This is a genomic window from Trichococcus pasteurii (assembly GCF_900112935.1).
In the GTDB taxonomy this organism is placed as follows: Bacteria; Bacillota; Bacilli; order Lactobacillales; family Aerococcaceae; genus Trichococcus; species Trichococcus pasteurii.
The window spans coordinates 20335-44793 of record NZ_FONM01000010.1 but is presented as its reverse complement, the minus strand read 5'-3'; the positions used below and the strand labels follow the sequence as shown (position 1 = coordinate 44793).

Here is a 24459-nt window from a genome sequence, read left to right as displayed (position 1 = left end):
AAAAGAAAACAACGAGTGAGGGGATAAAGCCATGATCAGATTAGGCATCATCGGAACGAGCAGCATCGCGCATGAATTCGCCACAGCAGCAAAAGCATCCGGACAATTCGAAATAAAAGCGGTATACAGCCGCACCCAGTTCAACGCCCAAAGTTTCGGGGAAGGCTACGGTGCGGACCTGTTCGTCACGGAATTGGACAAATTCACAGCCTTGGAGGAAGTGGATGCCATCTATATCGCATCGCCGAACAGCCTCCATTTTGAACAAGCCATGTCGGCCATCGCAAACGGCAAGCATCTCATCGTGGAGAAGCCGATCTTCTCGAACACGAAGGAATGGGAGGCAGCCTTCTCCGCAGCGAAAGCCAACAATGTTTTCCTGTTTGAAGCCGCCCGCCACTTGCATGAACCGAACTTCGCGCTGGTCAAGAATGAAATCGCCAAATTGGGCGAAATCGACGGCGCCAGCTTCACTTATGCCAAATATTCCTCCCGCTACGACCAGGTTTTGGCCGGCGAGGAACCGAACATCTTCTCACTGAATTTTTCCGGTGGGGCACTCTCCGATTTGGGCGTGTACTTGCTGTATGCTGCCATCGCATGGTTCGGTGTGCCAGAGGAAGTCGATTATGCCGCCAAGAAAATCCAGACGGGCGTTGACGGAGCCGGCACGATGCTGCTGAAATATCCGTATTTCACAGCCAGCCTGCACACGTCAAAAATTTACAATTCCTTCGCCGATTCAGAAATATACAGTGCCAAAAAAACACTGATTCTCGATGGGGTCAATTTGATCCAATCGGTGGAACTGGTGGACGGCGAGACCAACGAACGGTACCAATTGGCCGAAAAAGCATCCGGACATTTTATGGATGATGAGGTCCGTGCATTCGCGCGCGTCTTGAATGATCCGGAAAATCCTGATACTATAGAAGACTATGAACGTTGGACGCAGATCAGCCGAGACGTCAACCGGACAATGGAAGCTCTGCGTAAAAAAGCAGGCATCGTTTACCCAGCGGATTTAGATGAGGCATAGGTCGGACGGATGCTTCCGCGCGAGGTATGCACCGCAGCCTAAAAACAGGCTGCATTATAAGAAATGAGGAAATAAATGATGATGATGGAAGAAATGGCAATGCCATTCGAGAAATACTGGAACGAGATGAGTTTTCAGCTGCCGACGCCGATCCAAGAAAATGTCTTCAAGCCATTGATGGAAGGCAAGGATGTTGTTGGCCTATCGCCGACCGGTACCGGCAAGACGTTGGCTTATGCTATCCCGTTGCTGCAAAAAACGGATGCCAACAAGGAATTGCAATTGTTGGTGCTCGTGCCTTCGCAGGAATTGGCGCACCAAGTAGGGCACGTATTGGCGGAATGGGGTTCCCTGAAGGACTTGACCGCGCAAGTGATCATCGGTGGCGCGAACGTGGGCCGTCAGATCGACAAGCTGAAGGAAAAACCGGAAATCGTAGTCGGAACACCGGGACGATTACTGGAATTGGCCAACCAGAAAAAACTCAGACTGCACAACATCAAAACGGTCATCTTGGATGAAGCCGACTACTTGATGCAGGAAGAGCATCTGAGTGCTTTGCGCGAATTGATCAAAAAAATGCCGGGTGCCCGCCAGATGGGTTTCTTTTCGGCTACGAACAGCGAAAACCTGAAGGATATCCAGAAATGGTTCAATACGGAGCCGCTTTGGTTCGACACGACCAAAGAAGGCCAATTCATGGACCAGACTGTCCATGGCTTCATCGAGGCGCCGACGCGTAAACGTGCGGAAATGCTGCGCCGTTTGGGCAACTTGGAAGGCATGCAGGCGCTCGTTTTCGTGAATTCTACGCAAGAACTTGATTATTTGGCGGGAAAACTGCAGTTCGAGGGCATCAATGTCCGCATGCTGCACAGCGATTACGGCAAGGCACAGCGTAAGAGCGCTATGGAAGAATTCCGCAAAGGCAACGCGACTTTCCTTCTGACGACGGATGTTTCCGCCCGCGGGATCGACATCCAGGATCTGCCTTACGTCATCCATTACGATCTGCCGCTTTCGAAGGAAACCTACTTGCACCGCTCCGGACGTACGGGCCGGATGGGCAAAAAAGGGGTCGTGCTGTCACTCGTAAATGACCGCAACAGTCGCGATATCAAACGCTTCGCACCGCATCCGGATGAAGTAAAAGAATTCTTCATCTACGGCGGTGAGCTCGTCAACGAACTGCCGAGCCGCGAATCACGTGACGCCATCCGCGATGCGCAGAAACCGGCCGCAGCCAAAGCAGCCAAAATCCAGAAAAAAGCTGCCTTGAAAGAGGAAGAGGCGTCCCCGCAAGCGCCAGCCAAGAAAATCAAAAAGAAAAAAGTCCGCACCAAGACGCTGAAAAACAAAGGTGCGCGCCGCAAGCCAACAGAACAAAAGCCAACAGAATAAACTGGAAAACTTTCCGCATTCTGCCGGAAGGACAGCCCGAAACCGCGCTTGCTGGGGCTGTCCGCGGCGGCGTGCGGATTTTTTTGTTCGATCGGAAAGCAGACGGGAACTCCGGCCAAGCCGACGGTCGCCGGAGGACAGCGCTGCGAACTGCGTCCACTCGCGCGTTCGCTAGTCCCAACAGGCAGATTTCCTTCCCCGGTCCGTTGCGGCGAACCCCGCGCACCTGTATAATCAAAGACAGAGAACGAATATGTATGCGGATACGGAACAAAGTCCGCTATGCAACACAAGAAAGGGGTGCATGCTAATTATGGTCACCATCAATGACATCGCCAAAATGGCAGGTGTGGCGAAGAGCACCGTTTCCCGCTATCTGAACGGCGGGGCGGTCAGCGAAAAAACAAAGGCGAAACTGGATGAAATCGTTGCCGAGAACGACTATAAACCGAATAAATTTGCCCAAAGCCTGAAAGCGAAGCGAACGCACATGGTCGGGACGATCATTCCGCGTCTGAATTCCTTTGCGACGAATGAAGCGTTGCGGGGCTTGGAGAACAGCCTGCGCCTTTCCAAAAACCAATTGTTGATCACGAATGCGGATCAGAGCCGCGAGCGCGAAATTGAAGCCATCTCCACCTTGGCGAAGCAGCGCGTCGACGGCATCGTCTTCTTCGCGGCGGCCATCACGCCGGCTCATGTGAAGGCATTCGAAGATGCTGATGTTCCTGTCGTCATCGTCGGGCAATCGCATCCCGATTTCCACTGCATCATCCATGATGACGAAAAGGCGGGCCATTCGGTCGGCTCCTATGCGGTGGCGAACGGGCACAACAACATCCTTGTCTTCGGGGTCGACGAATCCGATAAGGCGGTCGGGGTGACCCGGCGCAACGGCATCGAGCGGGCTTTCGAAGGCCACGACATCGACTATACTTTTGTCAAAACGAGCTTTGCCATGAAGGACGCCTACGAAAAGGCGCTGGAAATCCTGCCGCAATCAAAAGCGACCTTCGTGATCGGCGCGACCGACAATATCGCGATCGGGATCATGCGCGCGGCCCACGAACTGCAGATCGAAATACCGGATCAGCTTTCCTTGGCGGGCTTCGGGGGCTACGAAATCACCGAGGCGGTCTATCCGCGCATCACCACGGTTCATTATCCGTTCATGGAATCCGGCGAATTGGCGGCGAAAATCCTGATGGAATTGATTTTGAAAAAAGAAGTCGCCCAGATCCAAACACTGGACAATGAGCTGTTGATCCGGGAATCGACAATGAGAAAAGAATAGCCCCAGCCTATACGACTAGCAACAGATTTCAACAATTAAAAGCCCGTAAGCAAATTTTGCTTACGGGTCTTTTTTTGGTTCGTACGCTAAAAACAGAAAAAGTGCAAATCTGTGCAACCGCTCCAATAACACCCAAATCGTAAGAGGTGTACGTTTTCTCATTCCTTTTCATTGTTACCCATTGAATTTATGTGGTTGACATAGTTTTCCGCCTATGTAATTATTGATGCAAGTACAATATCAGAACGAATGGAGAATGATGATGAGCGAAAAAGAGACTATTTTATCCGTAAAAAATGAAGAGCGAGCCAGCAGCAAACTGACTACGAAGGAGATGGTCCTGTGCGCCTTGTTCGCCGCCCTGATCGCAGTCGGCGCCTTTATCCGCGTGCCGGTGCCGGTCGTGCCGTTCACGCTGCAATTCCTGTTCACGATGCTGGCCGGTGTGTTATTGGGTGGAAGGCTCGGGGCAACGAGCGTGTCGCTTTATCTGCTGATGGGTCTGGCCGGCTTGCCCGTGTTCGCTGAAGGCGGCGGCATCGGCTATATCCTGAAACCGAGCTTCGGATACTTGATCGGCTTTTGCGTCGGCACTTATGTGACAGGCGTGATCGCGCATAAGGTGGCACAACCATCATTCAATCGACTGCTATTGGCCAGCCTGACCGGTCTGGGCATCGTGTATGTGTTTGGGTTGATCTATTACTACATCATCTGTAATTACGTCATCGGTGCCCCGATCGCGATGGGACCGTTGTTCCTGTACGGCTTCGTTTTGTCAGTGCCCGGTGACATCGCGCTCTGCTTCCTGGGAGCATCACTCGGCAAACGGCTGATCCCGGTCATCAGAAAAGGGCTCTAGGAAAGGAAGGACTACGAAAATGACGACAATGGAAGCAATCAAAAACAAGCTTTACGCCGGCGGACGCCTCACCAAGCAGGAAGCCATGACTTTGACGGAAGTGCCGCTCGAAGAACTTTGCGCAGCCGCCAATGAGGTGCGCGCGCATTTCTGCGGAAATGTGTTCGACGTCTGTACAATCATCAATGGCAAGAGCGGAAAATGCTCGGAAAACTGCAAGTTCTGCGCCCAATCCCGCTATTACCGCACGAAAGTGGATGCTTACTCGCTCATCGGATCGGAAACGATCGTCGAGCAGGCGAAATACAACGAAGAGCGCGGCGTGCTGCGTTATTCCATCGTGACCTCGGGCAGAGCCTTGTCCCCTAAGGAAGTGGACAGGGTCTGCGAAAGCCTGGAAGCAGTCCAAAAGGAATCGGACATCGCGCTCTGCGGCTCGTTCGGACTTTTGGAGGAACCGGAATTCGCCAAACTGAAGCAGGCCGGATTGACGCGCGTCCACAACAATCTGGAAACTTCGCGGCGGAACTTCCCGAATGTCTGCACGACCCATACTTACGACGACAAAATCGCTGCCATCCGCGCCGCGCAACAGGCTGGTCTGACCGTCTGCAGCGGCGGCATCATCGGCTTGGGCGAAACGATGGAGGACCGCATTGATATGGCCATTGATCTGCGCGAAATGGGCATCCGCTCGATTCCGGTCAACCTGCTGAGTCCCATTCCGGGCACGCCATTCGAAGAAAACGAAGTCGTCGGCGACGCCGAGATGATTCGCATCATCGCGATTTTCCGGATGCTGGTTCCCGATGCCTATATCCGCTTGGCCGGCGGAAGGGGGCTGCTTGCGGATAAAGGCAGGCAGTGCTTCCTTTCCGGCGCCAATGCGGCCATTTCCGGCGATATGCTGACGACGGACGGCATCACGATCGAACAGGACATGCGCATGCTGGGCGAACTCGGTTACGAGGTGGTACTGCGCGATGACTGATGGGAAAGGGTTGTTCATCACTGCGACCGGGACGGATGTCGGGAAGACTTATGTCACGGCGCTGATCGTCAAAAAATTGCGCGAAGCCGGTCATTCCGCCGGATATTACAAGGCCGCGCTCAGCGGAGTCGAAAAGACAGCGGCAGGCTTCCGCGCCGGGGATGCTGGCTACGTCGCGGATGTTGCGGGAATAGCCGAAGAGGAAACGGGAAATTTCGTTTCCTACGTCTACGAAAAGGCTGTCTCGCCGCACTTGGCCGCGCAGCTGGAGGGCAATCCCGTCAAAATGGCTGTCGTGATGGCCGCTTATCAACAGGCGCTGGCCCGATACGACTACGTCACGATGGAAGGCAGTGGCGGCATCGTCTGCCCGCTCCGCTACGACGACGATGCGCAGCTTTTGCTTGAGGATGTGATTACGGCTTTGGGGTTGAGCGCCCTCGTCGTCGCTGATGCTGGCCTCGGCACAATCAATGCGACTGTGCTCACGGTCGACTACATGAAAAGGCGCGGCATCCCGGTGAAGGGGATCATCCTGAACCGCTACGACGCGGCCGATGCGGTGATGCGCGACAACAAGAAAATGGTCGAGATTCTCACCCGCGTGCCCGTCATTGCCTGTGTGAAAAAGGATGAAGCGGCCATCGCCATCGATGCGGCGACACTGGCCGGATTGTATGGATAGGGGCTGTCGGATGGATCTAGTCGAAAAGGACCTGAAATACATCTGGCACCCTTGCTCGCAGATGAAGGATTATGAGGAACTCAAGCCGGTCATCATCGACCGGGGCGAAGGCGTGTTTCTTTACGACAAGGAAGGGAAAGCGTACCTTGACATCGTCAGCTCGTGGTGGTGCAACCTGCTGGGGCATTGCAATCCAACGATCAACGCAGCACTCATCGACCAGATTGGCCGGCTGGAGCATGTGATTTTCGCGAACTTTTCGCATGAACCGGCGATCGCTTTGTGCGAACAGCTGATGGAGATCATCCCGGCCGGACTCTCGAAGTTCAACTTTTCCGACAACGGATCTGCGGCTGTGGAATGCGCGCTGAAGATGAGCTTCCAGTACCAATACCAGACCGGCCACAAGGAGAAGACAAAATTCATGTGCTTGACCGAAGGGTACCACGGCGAAACCTTGGGGGCGCTGGCTGTCGGCAGCATGGATCTGTACGCCAAAATGTACAAGCCGATGCTGATGGACACAAACCAGATCGAGGCGCCGGATTGCTACAGGTGCCCGTTCAAGCAAAACCGGGACAGCTGCAATTGCGAATGTTTTGCTTATGCCGAAAAAGCCTTTGCGGACTACGGTGACGAAACCTGCGCCATGATCGTCGAGCCTTTGGTGCAAGGCAGCGCGGGCATGCGCATCTATCCGCCGCTGTATCTGAAAAAACTGCGTGCACTCTGCGACCTTTACGGTGTCCTGCTGATCGCTGACGAAATCGCGACCGGTTTCGGCCGGACCGGCAAGATGTTCGCCTTCGACCATGCCGGCGTCAGCCCCGACATCATGTGCGTCTCCAAAGGGCTCACCGGCGGCTACTTGCCGATGGCGATCACGATCACGACGGACAAAATCTACGATGCTTTCTACGCCGAATACAGCGAAGGCAAGGCCTTTATGCACAGCCACACCTACAGCGGCAATCCGCTGGGCTGCTCAGCGGCGCTGGCGGTCCAGAAGGTGCTCCGCGAAGAGCGGATCCTTGAAAAAGCCGCCGTCCGCGCCGAACATCTGACCAAGCGTCTGAACGAAACGCTGCTGGACCACCCGAACGTGGGCGAAATCCGCCATATCGGCCTCATCCATGCCATCGAGCTGGTGACCGACAAGCAGGCGAAGACCGCGTTTGACGCGGATCTGCGGATCGGCTATCAGATTTACAAAAAGGCTTTGGAGAAAGGCTTGATCCTGCGCCCGCTCGGCAATGTGCTCTATTTCAATCCGCCGCTGACGATAACCGAAGCCGAACTGGATGAAGCAGTCGTTATCTGCGCCGAGGCCATCGCGGAAATCCTCGGCAACTAGCTGTTGACGACATCCGGAACCGCACATGGGACGGGATAGCCCCGCCAGTCCTCTCATCGCAATATCCTTTTGAACATAGGGCACGAAAGGGATTCTCTATTGATTTATTGTTTTTCTCGATTGATTCGATAATTTAATTGCGGATTATTATATAATAAATGGATATTGCGTTAGAGGAGGAAGATCGAAAAATGAATGATGCAAAAGGATTAAAAAAATATTTGGCGGTTCTGGGGGCGTTCGCCTTATTGGGATTGAGCGGCTGCGGCCAAGAACAAACGGCGGAAACGGACAGCAGCGTGCAGGAGACGACGGAACAGACTTCCGAAGCGGTAGTTGAAGAAACAACCGAAGCAGCAACTGAAGCGTATTTGGATTACGAGAACCAGGATGAGTGGGACTTCGAATCCGGCGAGATGCAATCCCCGATCAATATCGAAACGAGTGCAGCCGAAGCGATGGTCGAAGATGGCTCCCTGACGTTGGACTATGCGGAAGAGATCATCGATGTGGTCGACAACGGGCACAGCATCGAAATCGAGGACGGCGGGCAGGCGACGATTGCCGGACGCAGTTTTGAACTGGCGCAATTCCATCTGCATTCCCCGAGCGAGCATACAGTGGATGGCGAAAGTTTCCCGATCGAACTGCATTTTGTCCACAAGGCACAGGACGGACGCTTGGCGGTCATCGCGGTCTTCTTTAAAGAAGGAACAGAGAACGCTGCCTTCCAGGCGATCCTGGATGATGTGCAGGCAAACGAAGAATCAGACGTTGCGAGCGGCCTCAGCCTGAACGTTGCCGAGCTACTTCCAGCCAACAAAAGCTACTACCATTACCTAGGTTCCTTGACGACACCGCCGCTGACCGAAAATGTCGAGTGGTACGTGATGGCGAACCCTGTGGAAGTTTCCGCGGAACAAATTGCAGCCTTCAACGAATACTATGAAGGCAACAACAGAGAGGTCCAACCATTGGGCGAGCGTTCCGTTCTGAAATATGAAGAATAACGAGCCTGTTTTGGCGATTTGATCGCCTTGGCTGAAAAAGTTCCGTCCCCCCGATTCATATTGGTGCGGGCGGAACTTTTTTGAATGCTCTGATAGAGGATGCAAAGGAATCGGTAACGCGATTACAAAATAAAGAAAGAACATATGCGAAGGCATTTTTTTGTTATAATTAAGGAAAAACGCGAGCAGGGGGAACGTAATGGGGGAAATAGCAGCAAAAGCCGCATCATTGATTTTGATCATCGTGATCGGCTACGTCATCAAACGGATCGGGTGGGTGAGCGCAGCTGATTTTCCGAAATTTTCGAAAATCGTACTGCGGATCACGTTGCCCTGCGCACTGATCACCAGTTTCAACACGTTCGACATCACCTCCAACTTGCTGTTTTTGACCGCAATCGGCCTCCTCGCTAACTTGATCCTGCAAATCACCGGCTATCTGGTGAACCAACGGAAAGGCGGTATAGCGCAGGCTTTCGGAATCATCAACCTCGGCAGCTACAATGTCGGGGCCTTTGCGATGCCATATATCGCCGGATTGATGGGCCCGCAGTCGATCATTTTCGCATCCCTTTTCGATGTCGGCAATTCATTCGGAGCTGCCGGAATTGGCTATGGTTGGTCCCGTTCTGTTGCGGATGAGAAGCAAAAAACAACCTTAGGCGGCTTCCTCAAACTCATGTTTCTTTCGCCGTTGTTCGATACATACTTGATCCTGTTGCTGATGCGCCTCCTCGGGCTGCAATTACCGGATGAGGTCATCACCTTTACGTCCACGGTGGGCGGCGCCAACACATTCCTGGCGATGCTGATGATCGGAATCGGTTTGGAATTGGGCTTGGATGCGCACCGCTTCAAGCTGGCCTTCAAATACTTGGCCATCCGCTACGGCTTTTCGCTGATTTTCTCCATCCTGACCGTGCTCTTCCTGCCGGTATCAATGGTCGTGAAGACGATCCTCTGCATGCTGTTCTTTTCGCCGATCGCATCCATGGCGACCGGATTCACCGACGAAGCAGGCGGGGACGTCGAAACCTCCGCCTTCATGAATTCCGTTTCCATCCTGATCGGAATCTTCGCGCTGCCGCTCGTTTTGGCGGTCATGGGATAAAAATGTCAAATGAAAAAAATTCAAAACCATCCGTTCTTGTGTAGCGGGTGGTTTTTTGTTGGGCGGAATTTGTTTCCTCCGTCGAACGCAGGTTACGCCGGAGTTCGGTCAACATATGCCTCTTTTCCTCCGATGAGGGGGCGCTCGCCGAAGTTGGCCCTAAGATGTTACTGTCGTCCTCCGGTGAGCACCCCCTCGCCGGAGCAGGGCGCCGCACGTATCGTTCAGCTCCGGCCAACCTGGCCAGCAGCACAAACATATAACATCAACCTATAACTGAATATATCATTTAAGTGTTACCCTATAATCGGATTCCATGGCATACTGGAACAACCTTCATAAATGAAAGGCATCAGCAAATATTGGGATAGCGGCGCAATTATTTGCACCGTTATCCCTGATAATACAAAACAACTAGGAAAAGGGGGAACAGTAATGAAAAAAGAAACAAATCGTTGGGTGGTCCTGATCAGCTCGATGGGGATCTTGTTGTGCACCGGTATCGTCTACACGTTCAGTGTTTTCGCAGGACCTTTGGCGGAATTGCGGGGATGGGCGGTACCGGATATCATGATGGCGTTCGCAATCAACTCCGCAGTGGGGCCGATCCCGATGATCTTCGGCGGCTATTTTACGGACCGTGGCTGGGCAAAATGGATCGCCCGCATCGGCGTTGTGCTTTTCGGTATCAGCTTCGCTTTCACCGGGCAAGCGACGAGCATTTTTCAGTTGTACCTGATCTACGGCATCTTCGGCGGCTTTGCGCAGAACTTTGCCTATTCCGCCTGTCTCAGCAACACAATCCGCTTTTTCCCGGATAAAAAAGGCTTGGCTTCCGGTCTGATCACGGGGGGAATGGGCGGAGCGGCGATCATCGCGGCACCGATCGCGAACACGCTGATCGAACGCTACGGAGTCAGCCAAGCCTTCTGGCGCATGGGCTTGGCGTATGCGCTGATCGGATTCTTTTTCAGTCTTTTCATCCGCTCGGCACCGAAACAGGCAGTTCCACAAACGGCTGTGGCCTCCGAAAAGGCTCCAGCACCAGCAAAAACCATCACCGCAAACAAAAACTGGAAGGAAATGTTGGCGAGTCACGCATTCTACCTGCTTATCCTGATGTTCGCGATGGGCGCCTTTTCCGGTCTGATGATTGCTTCGAACGCCTCATTGATCGGGCAATCGATGTTCGGTTTGTCGGCATCGGCAGCTGCCGCTTATGTCAGCCTCTATTCCTTGAGCAACACGTCAGGCCGGGTATTCTGGGGCGCGATTTCTGATCGCATCGGCCAAATCCGCGCGGTCATCATCATCTACAGTGCCATCATTTTTGCCTTCATCCTGCTCGTCAGCGTCAACCAAGTGTGGGCCTTCGCTATCGGGATCGTCACCTTGGGCCTTTGCTTCGGCGGCGTGATGGGCGTCTTCCCGGGATTGGTCATGGATAAGTTTGGTCCGGCGAATCAGGGCGTCAATTACGGCATCGTCTTCATCGGCTTTTCGAGCGCCGCATTCGTCGCTCCGAAAGTGACTGCGTCATTGGCTGCCGCGAACGACGGTGACTTCACGAAAGCTTTCTATGTCGCGATTGCCGTCGTCCTGCTGGGACTGGGCTTGAGCCTTGTCTATGCAAAAAGAAAAACTGTGGCCAAGCTTGCAGCGGAAACTGTTTAAAAGACACTTCATTGAAAATAGCCCGCGTTGAGGAGAGAAGTTCTCCTCAACGCGGGCTATTTTTCTGAATGAAAAGAGTTGTGGCACACAATTTGCGAATAAGTGTCTACAAGTATTAAGCCCGTAAAGTTAGCGATCCGAGCAGAGGAGGCTTATAATCAAGATATAAATTAACCCGTTCCCACGACCATCTCCTGAGAGAATCCAGCCATTATGGATTCCATCGTTAGCTCCAGTGTACTTTTAGGAGGAGTGATTTATATGAAAAATAGAACGATGCTGGTGACCCTATTCAGCTTGATTTTTTTGGCGAGCTGCTCCGACACAATGGAATCGGGCCTGGATTCAGCAAAAAGCAGCCAAGAGAGCACGTCTCAAGCCAACAGCAAACCGGAAACTGACGCAGAAACCGCAAAAGAAAATCGGCCGCTGACTTTCGCGGATGAAGCGATTGAAGATTATGTGCGTAAATTGATCGGCAAAGAAGAGGGCGACCTGACTGCGAGCGATATCGAGTCGGTCGATGCGCTCTATCTGGGCAATAAAGATATCAACAGCATCAGCGGAATCGAACATTTTACGAACCTGCGGATACTGCATCTGAATGATACGCAAATTAATGACATCAGCGCGCTGGCCGGTTTGACGCAGCTGGAATATCTCGACATCAGCCGCACCCAAATCCAGGACCTCACAGCTTTAACGGATTTGGCGAAACTCAAAACCCTTTACCTCAACAACAACCAATTGGAGGACATCACAGCATTAGCCGGATTGAAGAAGCTTGAGGCGCTCTATCTGAATGACACACAAGTCGTTGATATCCGCCCGTTAGCCGACTTGACCGGCCTGCAGTCGCTGAAGCTGCGTAACACCGAAGTTGAAGATGTCGGAGTTGTAGCAGATTTGACCCAGTTACGCTATCTGAGCCTAGGGAACACCAAAGTCAAAGATCTCACGGCGCTATCGGGCTTGACGCAGCTGACTATCCTGGAACTGGACAATACACTCATCCGTGACACCGTAGCCTTAGCGGATTTGACGCAGTTGATGGAGTTGAACATGAGTGGGACTGAAATAGCCGATGTCAGCGCCTTGGCGGGTCTCGGCAATCTGCTGACGTTGGACCTTAGTGGCACAGAAATAAGCGACATTTCGCCACTGGCAGGACTGACGAAGCTGACGCGCTTGGATTTGAACGCCAAAAAAATTGAGGACATCGGCAGTTTGGCGGAAATAACCGGGCTGACGCATCTCGAAATCAGCGGAGCGCAAGTGAGCGACGTCGCTGCCTTGGCAAATATGACGGGATTGGTCTACCTAGACCTGGCCCAGAATAGGATCAGCACCATCGACAGCTTGGCCAGTCTCACCAAAATACGGCACTTGAATCTGTCTGGAAATCAGATAAGCGATATCACAGCATTATCGGATTTGGCGGATCTGTGGTACCTCGATTTGAAGGGAAATCCAATCAGTGATATCGCACCTTTGTCGAGTTTGGCTAAGTTGGGGAAACTGCATATCAGCAAGGCGGACATCAATGCTGAACAACAAACAATGCTGCAGAGTGTTCTGCCGGACTGCGATATCAGTTGGTACGAATAAGCAGCCAACGCATCGGCTTTACTATCCGGACTGATCCAGCTGAAATGCAATAAACATCAACAATCATCTTACAATGAGCTTTTTGGGTAGAGGAGAGGGAACAATGCAATCAAATAAACGGAATAAGAACGGTTTGAAAATATTCATCAGTATTCTGGCAATTCTGGTGATCGGTGTCCTCGGGTATGTCTACTCGATCTATGCAAATGTGAAAGACACGATGGACACAGCTTATACGCCTGTCGAAGTCGAGACCTTCCGGACAACGAACACCGGTACGGAAGCCGACGCTTCGGAAACGGCTGATGAAGAAAGCGGAGCCGATGTTCGAGCATTAACACCATCTGAACTCCTGGAAGCCGGCGAGCCGGTTTCAATCCTATTGCTAGGCGTAGACACCGGTGATTTGGGCCGCACGGAACAGGGCCGTTCCGACTCAATGGTGGTCGTCACCATCAATCCGCATACGCAAAAGACGACACTGTTGAGTATCCCACGCGATACGTACACCGAAATAATCGGGTACGGCACTTCCGACAAAATCAATCACGCCTATGCACTCGGAGGCACCGCGATGTCGATCAATACAGTGCAGCAGATGCTGGATATCCCGATCGATTTCTACGTGATGGTCAACATGGCGGGGATCCAGGAAATCGTGGATGCGGTCGGCGGCATCACTGTCGAGAGCCCGCTTGCCTTCAACCAGAACGGCTACGATTTCGTCCAAGGCACGAACCAATTGGATGGCGAGGCAGCGTTGGCGTTCGCACGCATGCGCTACGAAGATCCGGCCGGCGATACCGGTCGCCAAGGCAGACAACGCCAGGTCATTGAAGGCGTCATCCGCAAATTGGCGACACCGGAAACCTTGCTGAACTACCAGGCGGTCTTAGAAACTCTTTCAGCCAACATGCAGACAAGCTTCCAACTGTCCGATTTCTACACGCTCCAAAATCAGGATTACCTCGGCGCGGTAGGCAACATCGAACAGCAGCAACTCGGCGGTACAGGCGATATGATGAACGACATCTACTACAATTTCGTGGATGAAGCCGAACTGACGCGCGTCCGCGACCTGCTGCAGATCGAATTGGAATTGGAATAGCCTGGAAACAGGGAGACTTCTTAAAATACGAGAAAGAGCAACAGTTCGGGATCTAGTTTGCTGGTTCGACGGCAGAAGACGGTATATTACGTGGCAAAGTCCTAAACTGTACGTACCAGAATTGGTGTGGGGATGGCTTGCCGTCACCAGTGATCCGGTCGCGGCCGAGTGGAAAGTGGTTGAATGATGAATGAAAGAATCTGCGCAGCTTCATTCGCAGCTCCCTGCTCCGGTGAGGGGTGTGCTCCCCGGAGGACGCCGGTAACTCGTGGGCTTCAACTCCGGGGGGCACCGTCTCCTCGGAGGACAAGACTTAAATGCAGGTTGAACTCCGGCGAAGCCTGCGTTCATCGGAGGAGCGGGCGCCAGCCGCCCCCCGACTACAAATAAAAAAACTTCCAGCTAATCGTTCAGAATAGCTGGAAGTTTTTTTGCATGCCTCTGTAAGATTTATCGGATAGCCCGCATACTAATCAGCTCGACGTCGCAAGCCAAATGATCCGCAGAAACGGTTTGTTCGTACATCAGATCGGTGGAGAGGTATTTTTTGTTGTCGTCGGCAAAGACGGTCGCGACGACTGCATCCTTGTTCCCCAGCAGATCCTGCGCTTTCAGGACGCCCAAAAAGTTGGCACCGGATGAGATGCCGACGCCGAGTCCGAGCACGCGCGCGAGTTTGCGGGACATATTGATGGCATCACAATCATCGATAAGGAGGATGTTGTCCAGCTGATCCAGTTTGACGATAGCCGGCACGAACTCGTCACCAATGCCGAAAATCCGGTGCGGGCTGACGACTTTTCCGCAAGTCGCCATCGTCGGGGAAGAAGCCGGATCGAGCGGGAAAGCCAGGCAGTTCGGGTAGGTTTCCTGCAGAACATCTTTGACGCCCATCAGCGTTCCGCCTGTGCCGACGCCGGCGACGAAGCCTTGCGGTCTTTTGCCGAAAGCCGCCAGTTGAGCCAGAATCTCTTTTCCCGTTGTCGCGTAGTGGGCGGCACAATTTTCAGGATTGGAGAATTGGTGCGGCAGGAAGGCGCCTTCGTTTTCACCCATCCTGTCAGCGAGGGCAATCGAACCGGTGAAGCCGCCTTCCGCTTTGGAAACGAGCCGAATCGTTGCACCGAAACTTTCGATCAAGTTAATCCGCTCCTTGCTCATCCAGTCGGGCATGAAAATCGTGACAGGATTGCCCAAATAAGCGCCGATTGCAGCAAAAGCGATGCCAGTGTTTCCACTGGTCGCCTCAGCGATGGGCATCCCTTCAGTGATCGCGCTTGTTTCATAGGCCTGGCGGAGGATGTGGCAGGCGACCCGGTCCTTGATGCTGCCTGAATAATTGTAGTATTCCGCCTTTGCGTATACGACCCGCGGTTCGCCTTTGTAGAGCAAGGAAATTTCCAGCATCGGGGTGTGGCCGATCAAAGCCGCCAAACCATCAAATTTTTCGGACATTTTCTCATTTATCGTCATGGTCAAAGAACCTCCCAAACCTATGTCATGTCGCTCTTTACCTTCATTTTAACGCTTTTGGCAAATAAAGACCATCGCAAGACGGTCCACAAAAAAATAAAATAAATTTTTAGAAAACGCTTGACTTTATCTTTGAAAGGGTTTACTATTCATATCAAGAGGAACCGGTTTCAACAACATGAAAAACCTGCTCCTTATCATTTTAAATCGGAAAGGAACCGGTTCCGAAATAAAGTAAAACAAAGCTTTTATTGCACTTATTCTTAGGAACAACAGATCAAAAAAAGGAAGGAGAAAAAAACAGATCACCAAAAAATTGCAGGATAAGTGTTGACGGATACCGGTGTGGAAATGGGATAGGGTGCCGAGCAAAAGCGTCGCCAGCTTGGAAGAAAAAAAGAGCTTTAGGAACTTCCTGCCGCTTGCTAAAGTTGGCAATCCGAAAGCTACACCGATCATGTGCGCGATCCGAAAGCATAGGAGCAGCAGAGCAATTATCACGTCGCAATAGGTGTCCAATGCACCGAAAAAACTGGCGCGATTTTGATTTACCGATCCAGAAAATACTAAAAAAAATTTTTGAGAAAACGCTTGACATTATTTTTGAAAGGGTTTACTATTCAGTTGTAGAGGAACCGGTTCCGTTCGGTGTGTTTTGATATCAGAGAGCTTTTGTTTCTTAGAAGTGAACATGAAATTATTTAGCTACTATTTATACCTTCAACGAAGATGGAAGCTTAATGAAACTCATGACGTGAGCACATTTTTTACCCGAAATGGAACAGGTACATAACCATAGGCTCTATAGAATCGCTACAAGAAAAAAATTGGATTGTTACTAGGGGTAGATCTAAAAAAAAGGAGGAATTATTAATGAAAAATGAACAAACCATCAAAGACATTCTTGACGCTGTGGGAGGCCAGGATAATGTCAAAAATTTTGAACACTGTGCTACAAGACTTCGAATTATCTTAAGAGATAACAGCAAGGTGAGCAAGGAAAAAGCGGAAGCTGTCACTGGAAGCAAAGGTTACTTCTTTAATACAGGACAACACCAGTTTATTTTCGGAACTGGAAAGGTAAATGAAGTCTATTCTGAATTTAAGCAATATACAAAGATGGATGAATCAGCGGATACAGCGTTTAAAGAAGACGTTTACTCCAACATGACTCCCGTTCAGAGAGTCGTTCGAACTTTGGCGGATATTCTAATTCCTCTAATTCCTGCACTGGTTACAACGGGACTATTAATGGGTTTAAGAGGACTTCTTGTGGAGCTGGGTGTAGAATTTAGTCCATTTATGTTGAGCATGTTCCAGATGCTGACAGATACCGCATTTGCTTTCCTACCAGTACTTATTGCCTATAGTGCCACTCGTAAATTTGGTGGAAATCCCATCATCGGTATCGTAGTTGGCCTTATGATGGTATCTCCTAATTTGCCTAATGCTTGGGCTGTAGCCGGTGGAAGCGCTGAAGCAATCAACGTTTCTTTCTTAGGACTTAATATTCCTATTGTAGGTTATCAAGGATCTATCATCCCCGCTATCGTAGCAGGGTATCTAATATCAAGAATTGAGAAAGAGCTACGAAAAGTTGTTCCTCAAATCATCGACCTGATTGTAACGCCGTTTGTAACATTAACAGTAACCATTTTTCTAATGCTCTTTATCTTAGGTCCTATCACTCATACATTCGAGATTGCAGTCAGTGACTTTATCGTCATGCTGATCAATGCACCTTTAGGTATTGGATATATCCTTTTTGGCGCACTTCAACAACTCTTGGTTATTACAGGCCTTCATCACACTTTATCAATCATTGAGCTTCAGTTACTTGCCGATACGGGTGAAAATGTGCTGAATCCACTTATGACAGCCAGTATGGCTGGACAATTAGGGGCAGCAATCAGTGCAGCTTTACTAATGAATGTTAAACTAAAGAGAACTAACGCTATTTCTTCTTCCACATCTACCTTATTTGGAATTACAGAACCTCTTCTCTTCGGTGTGAATCTGAGAAGTTTGAGAATACTGGTTTCCGGCATGTTGGGAGGAGCTGTGGGTGGTCTGCTTACGTATATCTTTGGCCTATCTGCTACAGGTATGGGAATCACCTTTATTCCTGGACTGTTGCTTTACACCAGTAGTTTCGCATCTATGATCCAGTACCTAGTTGTCATTGTAGGAGCATTTGTGACAGGGTTCATTGCTGTGAAAGTACAGTCGAATAAAATTTCAGAGCAGCTTAATTTAGATTAATTAAATAAAGAAAGAGGGGAGTGCCTCAGAACCAGAAAATCCTTTTCTGGTTCTGAGGCACTCCCTTTTCTAGGTTTATGGGCAGACCTACCCCGCCAAACCGCAAATAAGAGGCTGCCTCCTATTGAGACACCCCCTTCTAACGTGCGCCCGGAACGGGTGATAACTTTGTGGTGAAAGTCCATCTCAGGCTTTAATGAAGAAAGCAACAAATCGTTGGGTGGTACTGATAATGTGGACCCAATGTCAAGGACATTCAAAAAAAGAGACTTTATGCAGCACTCAATAAAACCTGCTCCCTGTAATTGTCGGAAGTTCCTTCTTTTTCCTTCCACATGACTATCTTCAGCCTCAGCGGATTACGCGGAGGCCGAATCGAGCGGAAAGGCCATCGTCAGCCGATCTATAAAAAATACAAAATAAATTTTTAGAAAACGCTTGACTTTATCTTTGAAAGGGTTTACTCTTCTTATTAATAGGAACCGGTTTCACAAACACTGAAAACCTGCTCCTTATCGTTTTGAACCGAAAAGGAACCGGTTCCGCATGGAAGCGAAGTATTGTTATTATTGCACTTATTCTTAGGCAGAACAGATTAAAGGGAAGAGGGAGAAAAAATGGATTACAAAAAGATTGCAGAAGAATTGTTGATGGACATCGGTGGAAAAGACAACGTACAGGCGGCGACGCACTGCGCGACACGACTACGCTTGGTTTTGAAAGATGAAAGCAAAGTCGATCAAGCGGGCTTGGATGAACGCGACGAAGTAAAAGGGACTTTCTCAACGGCTGGTCAATACCAGATCATCCTGGGATCCGGGATCGTCAATGAAGTCTACAAAGAATTCATCAAAATGGCCGGAATCGACGCCATGAGCAAAGAAGAAGTCAAAACAGCCGGCACGCAAAAATTGAATCCGATCCAACAAGGCGTCAAATTGCTTTCGGATATCTTCGTACCGATCATCCCGGCCATCGTAGCTTGTGGTTTGATGATGGGATTGAACAACGTATTCACGGCACCGGATTTGTTTGTTACCGGAAAATCGCTGATTGAAGCTTATCCGGCCATCGAAGGTTTTGCAGCGATGATCAACACTTTCTCCAACGCGGCATATGTCTTCCTTCCAGTCCTGATCGGTTTCAGCGCAACGCAGAAATTCGGCGGAAATCCATACTTGGGAGCTGTTTTGGGGATGTTGATGGTCCACCCGGATCTTGTCAATGCCTACGCCTATCCATCAGTTTTGGCTGCAGGCGAAGTGCCTTTCTGGAATATCTTCGGCTTCGAAATCGCGAAAGTCGGTTACCAAGGAACAGTACTGCCGATCTTATTCGCATCTTACATCTTGGCAAAAATCGAAACTTTCTTGCACAAACGCGTGCACACATCATTGGATAACCTGGTCACACCGCTGTTCGCTATAATCAGCACTGGCTTCCTGACTTTCACTTTGGTGGGACCTCTGACGCGCACGCTCGGCGACGTGATGACAAACAGCCTTGTATGGTTGTATGACACAACAGGTGCCATCGGCGGAGCCATCATCGGTTTCTTCTACGCTCCACTGGTCGTTACCGGTATGCACCACAGCTTCATCGCTGTCGAAACGCAATTGTTGGCTGATATCGCCAAAACAGGCGGTACGTTCATCTTCCCGATCGCTGCTATGTCAAACGTGGCTCAAGGAGCTGCCGCATTGGCGATGTTCTTCATTATCAAGGAACAAAAAGCGAAAAGCTTGGCTTCCGCTTCCGCAATCTCCGCTTACTTGGGGATCACTGAGCCTGCGATGTTCGGTATCAACTTGAAATACCGCTACCCGTTCTACGCAACGATGATCGGTTCCGGCGTCAGCAGCGCGTTCATCTCCTTCTTCAAGGTTAAAGCGATCGCAATGGGCGCAGCCGGCCTGCCGGGCGTCATCTCAATCAAACAAGAAGACTTGTGGATCTACGTCTTGGGCATGCTGATCGCGACACTCACGACAGTATCCATGACATACGTCTTAAGCAAACGCGACTGGACAAAAGACGAAGCGAAAAAAAGAAATGAAGAACAAGTTCCTTCAACTTTGAATAAGGAAACACTGTGACCCAATCGGTCTAATTTCCGAGAGGCAGGCTTGGACTGCTGGACATACGACTAATTTGATACGGAAAGGAATAACACGATGAAAGAATGGACGCGCGAGGAGCGCTATAAAAAACTCTCGGATTATTCCGACGACTATATGGAAGAATTGGCGAAAAGGGTGGCGCAGTCGCCCTTCCGCCAGCACTACCACATCCAACCGAACACAGGCCTTTTGAACGATCCGAACGGCTTCACCTATTTCGACGGCAAATGGCATCTCTTCTATCAATGGTTTCCGATGGGCGCGGTCCACGGCCTGAAGCACTGGTTCCATCTGACTTCGACAGATCTCGTGCAATGGAAAGAGGAGGGCGTCGCGCTGTTGCCTGACACGGAGTACGACAGCCACGGCGTCTATTCCGGCAGCGGCTTCGTCAAGGACGGCCAGCTGCACATCATGTACACCGGCAATGTCCGCACGGAAGAATGGGAAAGGGTGCCGAACCAAATCGTTGCCCGCATGGAGGCGGACGGCAGCTTCACGAAGTTCCTGCCGCCTGCTATCGCCGGCAATCCTGAAGGCTATACCGACCATGTCCGCGATCCAAAAGTCTGGGAGCAGCACGGCATCTACTATGCCGTCATCGGTGCCCAACGCACCGACGAAACCGGCACAATCCTGATGTACCGTTCCAAGGATGCCTTGGAATGGGAATTAATGGGTGAAGTTGATGCTGGCTTGCCGGACTTTGGCTTCATGTGGGAATGCCCGGACCTGTTCGAAATCGATGGCAAAACGGTGTTACTGTTTTCACCGCAAGGACTGGAGCCGGAAGGCGACCGTTACCACAACATTTTTCAGACCGGTTATGTCATCGCTGATGATTTCCGGATGGATGAGCTGAAATTGGAGCATGAAGGCTTCCAGGAACTGGATGCCGGTTTCGATTTCTACGCCACCCAGACCGCCGAAAGCCCGGACGGCCGCCGCATCCTGACGGCCTGGATGGGCTTGCCGGACGTCGCTTACCCGACCGACAGCGAAGACTGGGCCCACTGCCTGACTTTGCCGCGCGAGTTGGCCATCAAGGAAGGCAAATTAATCCAGCAACCGGTCCGCGAACTGGTTGCGTTGCGTAAAAAGCAGGCCTTGTCTGAATCCGGATTGTTGTCTGAGGCTAAGCGTTTCGAGCGCAGTGGCGCAAACTGCTACGAACTCCAACTTGATGTGACATTCCTGGCGTCAGCCGACCACGCGCCGGTGACATTGGATCTCTGCGAAGATGCCGCCAACGACAAACGTTTCCGCATCACCTTGGATCCATCCGCCAAGAAAATCACGATCGACCGCAGCCAGTGCGGCATCCCGTTCGCCGAAGACTTCGGAACGACCCGCACGCTTGCGGTCGAACAGATGGATGCAGTGAAACTGCAAATTTTCGTCGACACCAGTTCGATCGAAATCTTCGTCAACGACGGCGAAGGCACCTTCACCTCCCGCGTATTCCCTGAAGCGGGAGAAACCTGCCTGTCGCTCGCGGCAGGCAGCACTATCGATTATCGCCTAGATCTTTGGGAATTGGCCTGAAGAAGCGGGAAATGACAGTTGAATGCACCACCCTTTTAGTTCTGTTTGGCAGAGCGAAGGGGTGGTGCGTTTTTTGCGTTGGGGGCGCGGAGGCGCGGAAAAACCCGCCAACAGCGGTTTGGCGGGGAAAAACGTCACCGGACAACATGAAATTCCCCGTCAAAATCGGCTTGGCGGGGAAAAACAGCCAACCGAGACCCAAGAAAACCCGCCAAAGTCATTTTGGCGGGTTTTCTTGCAACATTTGATTGCCAAACGACCTGTCAGCGCGCTCTTCGGAACTACGGCCAACTGAATGGGAGCCACGAGTTCCTGTATTTTTGAGAATTGTCGAATGAACCACCGATATTCGACAATCTGTACTCTGGAAACGGCGAAATTGTCGAATAGCTGATGACATTCGACAATTTTGACATTATCATCTGCCGCACTGTCGAATGCCGTGAACACATTCGACAACTTGAGCTCTAAGCACAGCAAAATCATCGGAGATATCCGCATGTTGCGTTGTATATATGTCAACATAACGATTCATCCAAGAAGTTAATTTAAAAAATTTCGGATTCTTCACGGTTACCTTTAGGAAGCGCGTGTAAACGCATACTTTTTCACGGGAATTTCACAAATAATTCATTTTTGATTTGCATATCCGCGCCATAACTGGATAATAGTGGTTATAGCTTTGTGATGTAACGAAATTATCTTCAATTTATATTTTCGGAATAAATGAAAATGTAACACTATATTTGTACATTACGGAGACGCACAATCGGATTCGGGCTTTCATTCCCATTACCAACAGAATCCACGCATATAGCATTAAAAATTTGAGAGGAGCAATGCACTTGCCGAAAATAAAAATAGAGAACGTAACGAAAATTTTTGGAAAAAAAGCAGAGAAGGCTCTGGAGCTTCTTGAACAAAAGAAGAGCAAGCAAGACATCCTGCGCGCCACTGGGGCGACAGTAGGGGTCAACAACGTCAGTCTTTCCATAGAAGAAGGGGAAATCTTCGTCATCATGGGTCTTTCCGGAAGCGGGAAGTCCACACTTGTGCGGATGTTCAACCGTTTGATCGAACCGACAAAGGGGAACATCCTGATCGACGGAGAGAACTTATCAATCATGGACAAGAAGGAATTGCGCCAAGTCCGTCGGGAAAAAATGAGTATGGTTTTCCAGAACTTCGGCTTATTCCCGCATCGCACGATTTTGGAGAACACCGAATACGGATTGGAAGTTCAAGGTGTCGTAAAAGCCGAGCGCAAGGAACGAGCGCAACAGGCCTTGGAAAATTCCGGCCTTGGCGATTACAGTCATCAGTATCCGAACCAATTATCAGGCGGGATGCAGCAAAGGGTCGGTTTGGCCCGTGCTTTGGCGAATGACCCGGAAATCCTGTTGATGGACGAGGCCTTCTCGGCTTTGGATCCATTGATCCGTCGTGAGATGCAGGATGAACTGTTGGATCTGCAGGCAAACGTCAAAAAGACCATCATCTTCATCACCCATGATCTGAACGAAGCTTTGCGCATCGGAGACCGGATTGCGCTGCTGAAAGATGGGGAATTGGTCCAAATAGGTACGCCGGAGGAAATTTTGACCAATCCGGCAACACGCTATGTCGAAAAATTCGTGGAGGACGTCGACCGTTCTAAAGTATTGACTGCCGAACACATCATGAAGCGTCCAATCGTCATGAATATCGAAAAACATGGCCCGCTCTTCGCATTGGAATTATTGCGCCAAGAAGGGATTTCAACAATCCTTGTGGTGGACAATCACCGCAGACTGAAAGGGTACATCACTGCCGAGGACGCTTCGAAAGCGTTGAAAGCCAACACTACTAGAGTGGATGGCATCCTCAGAGAAGATATCCCGACAGTCTCCAAAGATACTACCTTGAGCGATATTTTCCCGATCATCCATGATTCAAGCTCGCCGGTCGCTGTCATCGAAAACGACAGATTGGTGGGTGTACTTGTCAGAGGCGCCGTCATAGCCGCTTTGGCAGGAGAAAGCGAGGTGTCCGTAAATGGATAATCTATTAAATTTTATTCCTGAATTGCCGGTTGCCGAGTTCACTGAATACGTCACGGACAAGACCGCTGACACGTTCAGTTTCCTGTTCGATCCGATCAAAGCGTCTTCGCAGACTTTGATCGATCTGATGACTTCAACGTTGACGGCCATACCGGCAGTCATCCTGATCGCATTAGTGGCTCTGTTGGCATTCTTTGCCTCAGGGAAAAAATTCGGACTGTCCATCTTTTCTGTCGTCGGTCTCTGGTTCATTTATAACCAAGGACTATGGGAAGACTTGATGTTCACCTTGACGCTGGTCTTGTTCTCGAGCTTGCTGTCCGTCCTGATCGGCGTGCCTTTCGGTATCCTGATGGCGAAAAACAAACTTGCGAACAGCATCATCAATCCGGTCTTGGATTTCATGCAGACAATGCCAGCCTTCGTTTATCTGATTCCGGCCGTAGCTTTCTTCGGAATCGGGATGGTTCCCGGGGTGCTTGCGTCACTTATTTTCGCGATCCCGCCGACTGTCCGCTTCACGAATCTGGGAATCAGACAAGTTTCCACCGAACTGGTTGAAGCAGCCGAATCATTCGGCAGCACCGGCGCACAGCGGTTGTTCAAAGTCGAGTTGCCGTTGGCGAAATCCACGATCATGGCCGGCATCAACCAAACCGTTATGCTGTCCTTGTCGATGGTCGTCATCGCTTCGATGATCGGTGCTCCTGGATTGGGCCGTAATGTACTTTCCGCCTTGCAGCGCGCCAAAATCGGTTCCGGTTTCGTATCCGGGTTGGCTTTGGTTGTGCTTGCCATCATCATCGACCGTCTGACCCAAAAATTCAGCAAAAAGAGCGCAGCATAACGACTCAACTATTCCTAATTGCCAAACAAAAAG

At 50.8% G+C, this 24459-nt stretch carries 18 protein-coding genes; 17 read left to right on the top strand and 1 reads right to left on the bottom strand.

All coding sequences use genetic code 11. The features are described from left to right. The first annotated feature begins 31 nt into the window (after positions 1 to 31). From BM184_RS09450 to BM184_RS09395, 12 genes are all read left to right on the top strand, one after another. A complete protein-coding gene (locus tag BM184_RS09450) occupies positions 32 to 1039 on the top strand; it encodes a Gfo/Idh/MocA family protein (RefSeq protein ID WP_086943622.1) in 1008 nt (335 codons plus the stop codon). A gap of 75 nt (positions 1040 to 1114) precedes the next feature. Further along, a complete protein-coding gene (locus tag BM184_RS09445; protein WP_245830770.1) occupies positions 1115 to 2440 on the top strand; it encodes a DEAD/DEAH box helicase in 1326 nt (441 codons plus the stop codon). Between the two features lie 313 nt (positions 2441 to 2753). Next, positions 2754 to 3734, top strand: coding sequence for a LacI family DNA-binding transcriptional regulator (locus BM184_RS09440; protein WP_086943623.1), 981 nt, complete (start codon positions 2754 to 2756; stop codon positions 3732 to 3734). A gap of 256 nt (positions 3735 to 3990) precedes the next feature. Beyond that, complete coding sequence (locus tag BM184_RS09435) at positions 3991 to 4596, top strand: biotin transporter BioY (RefSeq protein WP_218151016.1); 606 nt, start codon at positions 3991 to 3993, stop codon at positions 4594 to 4596. Positions 4597 to 4615: 19 nt separating this feature from the next. After that, a complete protein-coding gene (bioB, locus tag BM184_RS09430; RefSeq protein WP_086943625.1) occupies positions 4616 to 5587 on the top strand; it encodes a biotin synthase BioB in 972 nt (323 codons plus the stop codon). After that, positions 5580 to 6272 (top strand): dethiobiotin synthase, encoded by a 693-nt coding sequence (gene bioD / locus BM184_RS09425; RefSeq protein WP_086943626.1) that lies wholly within the window; start codon positions 5580 to 5582, stop codon positions 6270 to 6272. The genes bioB and bioD overlap by 8 nt, the downstream gene beginning before the upstream one ends. A gap of 10 nt (positions 6273 to 6282) precedes the next feature. Continuing rightward, complete coding sequence (gene bioA, locus BM184_RS09420) at positions 6283 to 7626, top strand: adenosylmethionine--8-amino-7-oxononanoate transaminase (RefSeq protein ID WP_086943627.1); 1344 nt, start codon at positions 6283 to 6285, stop codon at positions 7624 to 7626. 191 nt (positions 7627 to 7817) lie between these two features. Beyond that, positions 7818 to 8636: a carbonic anhydrase gene (locus tag BM184_RS09415; protein ID WP_086943628.1), complete on the top strand. Its 819-nt coding sequence runs from the start codon at positions 7818 to 7820 to the stop codon at positions 8634 to 8636. A 199-nt stretch (positions 8637 to 8835) separates the two neighbouring features. Beyond that, positions 8836 to 9747 carry an AEC family transporter gene (locus BM184_RS09410; protein ID WP_086943629.1) on the top strand — a complete coding sequence of 304 codons (912 nt, stop codon included), beginning with the start codon at positions 8836 to 8838 and terminating at the stop codon, positions 9745 to 9747. A gap of 435 nt (positions 9748 to 10182) precedes the next feature. Next, positions 10183 to 11421, top strand: coding sequence for an L-lactate MFS transporter (locus BM184_RS09405; protein ID WP_086943630.1), 1239 nt, complete (start codon positions 10183 to 10185; stop codon positions 11419 to 11421). Positions 11422 to 11682: 261 nt separating this feature from the next. Further along, entirely contained in the window at positions 11683 to 13029 is a 1347-nt protein-coding gene (locus BM184_RS09400; protein ID WP_177208615.1) for a leucine-rich repeat domain-containing protein, read from the top strand. 103 nt (positions 13030 to 13132) lie between these two features. Further along, the gene (locus BM184_RS09395) at positions 13133 to 14137 is read left to right on the top strand and encodes an LCP family glycopolymer transferase (protein ID WP_086943632.1); all 1005 of its coding nucleotides are present in this window, start codon (positions 13133 to 13135) and stop codon (positions 14135 to 14137) included. A gap of 450 nt (positions 14138 to 14587) precedes the next feature. Here BM184_RS09395 and BM184_RS09390 read toward each other — a convergent pair whose 3' ends face one another. Then, entirely contained in the window at positions 14588 to 15610 is a 1023-nt protein-coding gene (locus BM184_RS09390; protein WP_086943633.1) for a PLP-dependent cysteine synthase family protein, read from the bottom strand. 873 nt (positions 15611 to 16483) lie between these two features. On the opposite strand from BM184_RS09390, the gene BM184_RS09385 reads away from it, so the two are divergent. The 5 genes from BM184_RS09385 to BM184_RS15715 all read left to right on the top strand — a co-directional run bounded on the left by BM184_RS09385 (position 16484) and on the right by BM184_RS15715 (position 24426). Next, positions 16484 to 17872: a PTS transporter subunit EIIC gene (locus tag BM184_RS09385; RefSeq protein WP_086628625.1), complete on the top strand. Its 1389-nt coding sequence runs from the start codon at positions 16484 to 16486 to the stop codon at positions 17870 to 17872. A gap of 617 nt (positions 17873 to 18489) precedes the next feature. Then, positions 18490 to 19968, top strand: a complete 1479-nt coding sequence (locus tag BM184_RS09380; RefSeq protein ID WP_086943634.1) for a sucrose-specific PTS transporter subunit IIBC — start codon at positions 18490 to 18492, stop codon at positions 19966 to 19968. Between the two features lie 78 nt (positions 19969 to 20046). Then, entirely contained in the window at positions 20047 to 21537 is a 1491-nt protein-coding gene (locus BM184_RS09375) for a sucrose-6-phosphate hydrolase (RefSeq protein ID WP_086943635.1), read from the top strand. Between the two features lie 845 nt (positions 21538 to 22382). Continuing rightward, positions 22383 to 23579 (top strand): quaternary amine ABC transporter ATP-binding protein, encoded by a 1197-nt coding sequence (locus BM184_RS09365; RefSeq protein ID WP_086943637.1) that lies wholly within the window; start codon positions 22383 to 22385, stop codon positions 23577 to 23579. Beyond that, complete coding sequence (locus BM184_RS15715; protein WP_086943638.1) at positions 23572 to 24426, top strand: ABC transporter permease; 855 nt, start codon at positions 23572 to 23574, stop codon at positions 24424 to 24426. The genes BM184_RS09365 and BM184_RS15715 overlap by 8 nt, the downstream gene beginning before the upstream one ends. The last annotated feature ends 33 nt before the right edge of the window (positions 24427 to 24459 follow it).

What these genes read in the sequence shown, in the direction of transcription:
- BM184_RS09435 (WP_218151016.1), top strand. Translation starts at nt 3,991, where the DNA reads ATGATGATGAGCGAAAAAGAGACTATTTTATCCGTAAAAAATGAAGAG.
- BM184_RS09400 (WP_177208615.1), top strand. Translation starts at nt 11,683, where the DNA reads ATGAAAAATAGAACGATGCTGGTGACCCTATTCAGCTTGATTTTTTTG.
- BM184_RS09380 (WP_086943634.1), top strand. Translation starts at nt 18,490, where the DNA reads ATGGATTACAAAAAGATTGCAGAAGAATTGTTGATGGACATCGGTGGA.
- BM184_RS09450 (WP_086943622.1), top strand. Translation starts at nt 32, where the DNA reads ATGATCAGATTAGGCATCATCGGAACGAGCAGCATCGCGCATGAATTC.
- BM184_RS15715 (WP_086943638.1), top strand. Translation starts at nt 23,572, where the DNA reads ATGGATAATCTATTAAATTTTATTCCTGAATTGCCGGTTGCCGAGTTC.
- BM184_RS09440 (WP_086943623.1), top strand. Translation starts at nt 2,754, where the DNA reads ATGGTCACCATCAATGACATCGCCAAAATGGCAGGTGTGGCGAAGAGC.
- bioB (WP_086943625.1), top strand. Translation starts at nt 4,616, where the DNA reads ATGACGACAATGGAAGCAATCAAAAACAAGCTTTACGCCGGCGGACGC.
- BM184_RS09445 (WP_245830770.1), top strand. Translation starts at nt 1,115, where the DNA reads ATGATGATGATGGAAGAAATGGCAATGCCATTCGAGAAATACTGGAAC.
- bioD (WP_086943626.1), top strand. Translation starts at nt 5,580, where the DNA reads ATGACTGATGGGAAAGGGTTGTTCATCACTGCGACCGGGACGGATGTC.
- bioA (WP_086943627.1), top strand. Translation starts at nt 6,283, where the DNA reads ATGGATCTAGTCGAAAAGGACCTGAAATACATCTGGCACCCTTGCTCG.
- BM184_RS09405 (WP_086943630.1), top strand. Translation starts at nt 10,183, where the DNA reads ATGAAAAAAGAAACAAATCGTTGGGTGGTCCTGATCAGCTCGATGGGG.
- BM184_RS09390 (WP_086943633.1), bottom strand. Translation starts at nt 15,610, where the DNA reads ATGACGATAAATGAGAAAATGTCCGAAAAATTTGATGGTTTGGCGGCT.
- BM184_RS09415 (WP_086943628.1), top strand. Translation starts at nt 7,818, where the DNA reads ATGAATGATGCAAAAGGATTAAAAAAATATTTGGCGGTTCTGGGGGCG.
- BM184_RS09385 (WP_086628625.1), top strand. Translation starts at nt 16,484, where the DNA reads ATGAAAAATGAACAAACCATCAAAGACATTCTTGACGCTGTGGGAGGC.
- BM184_RS09410 (WP_086943629.1), top strand. Translation starts at nt 8,836, where the DNA reads ATGGGGGAAATAGCAGCAAAAGCCGCATCATTGATTTTGATCATCGTG.
- BM184_RS09395 (WP_086943632.1), top strand. Translation starts at nt 13,133, where the DNA reads ATGCAATCAAATAAACGGAATAAGAACGGTTTGAAAATATTCATCAGT.
- BM184_RS09375 (WP_086943635.1), top strand. Translation starts at nt 20,047, where the DNA reads ATGAAAGAATGGACGCGCGAGGAGCGCTATAAAAAACTCTCGGATTAT.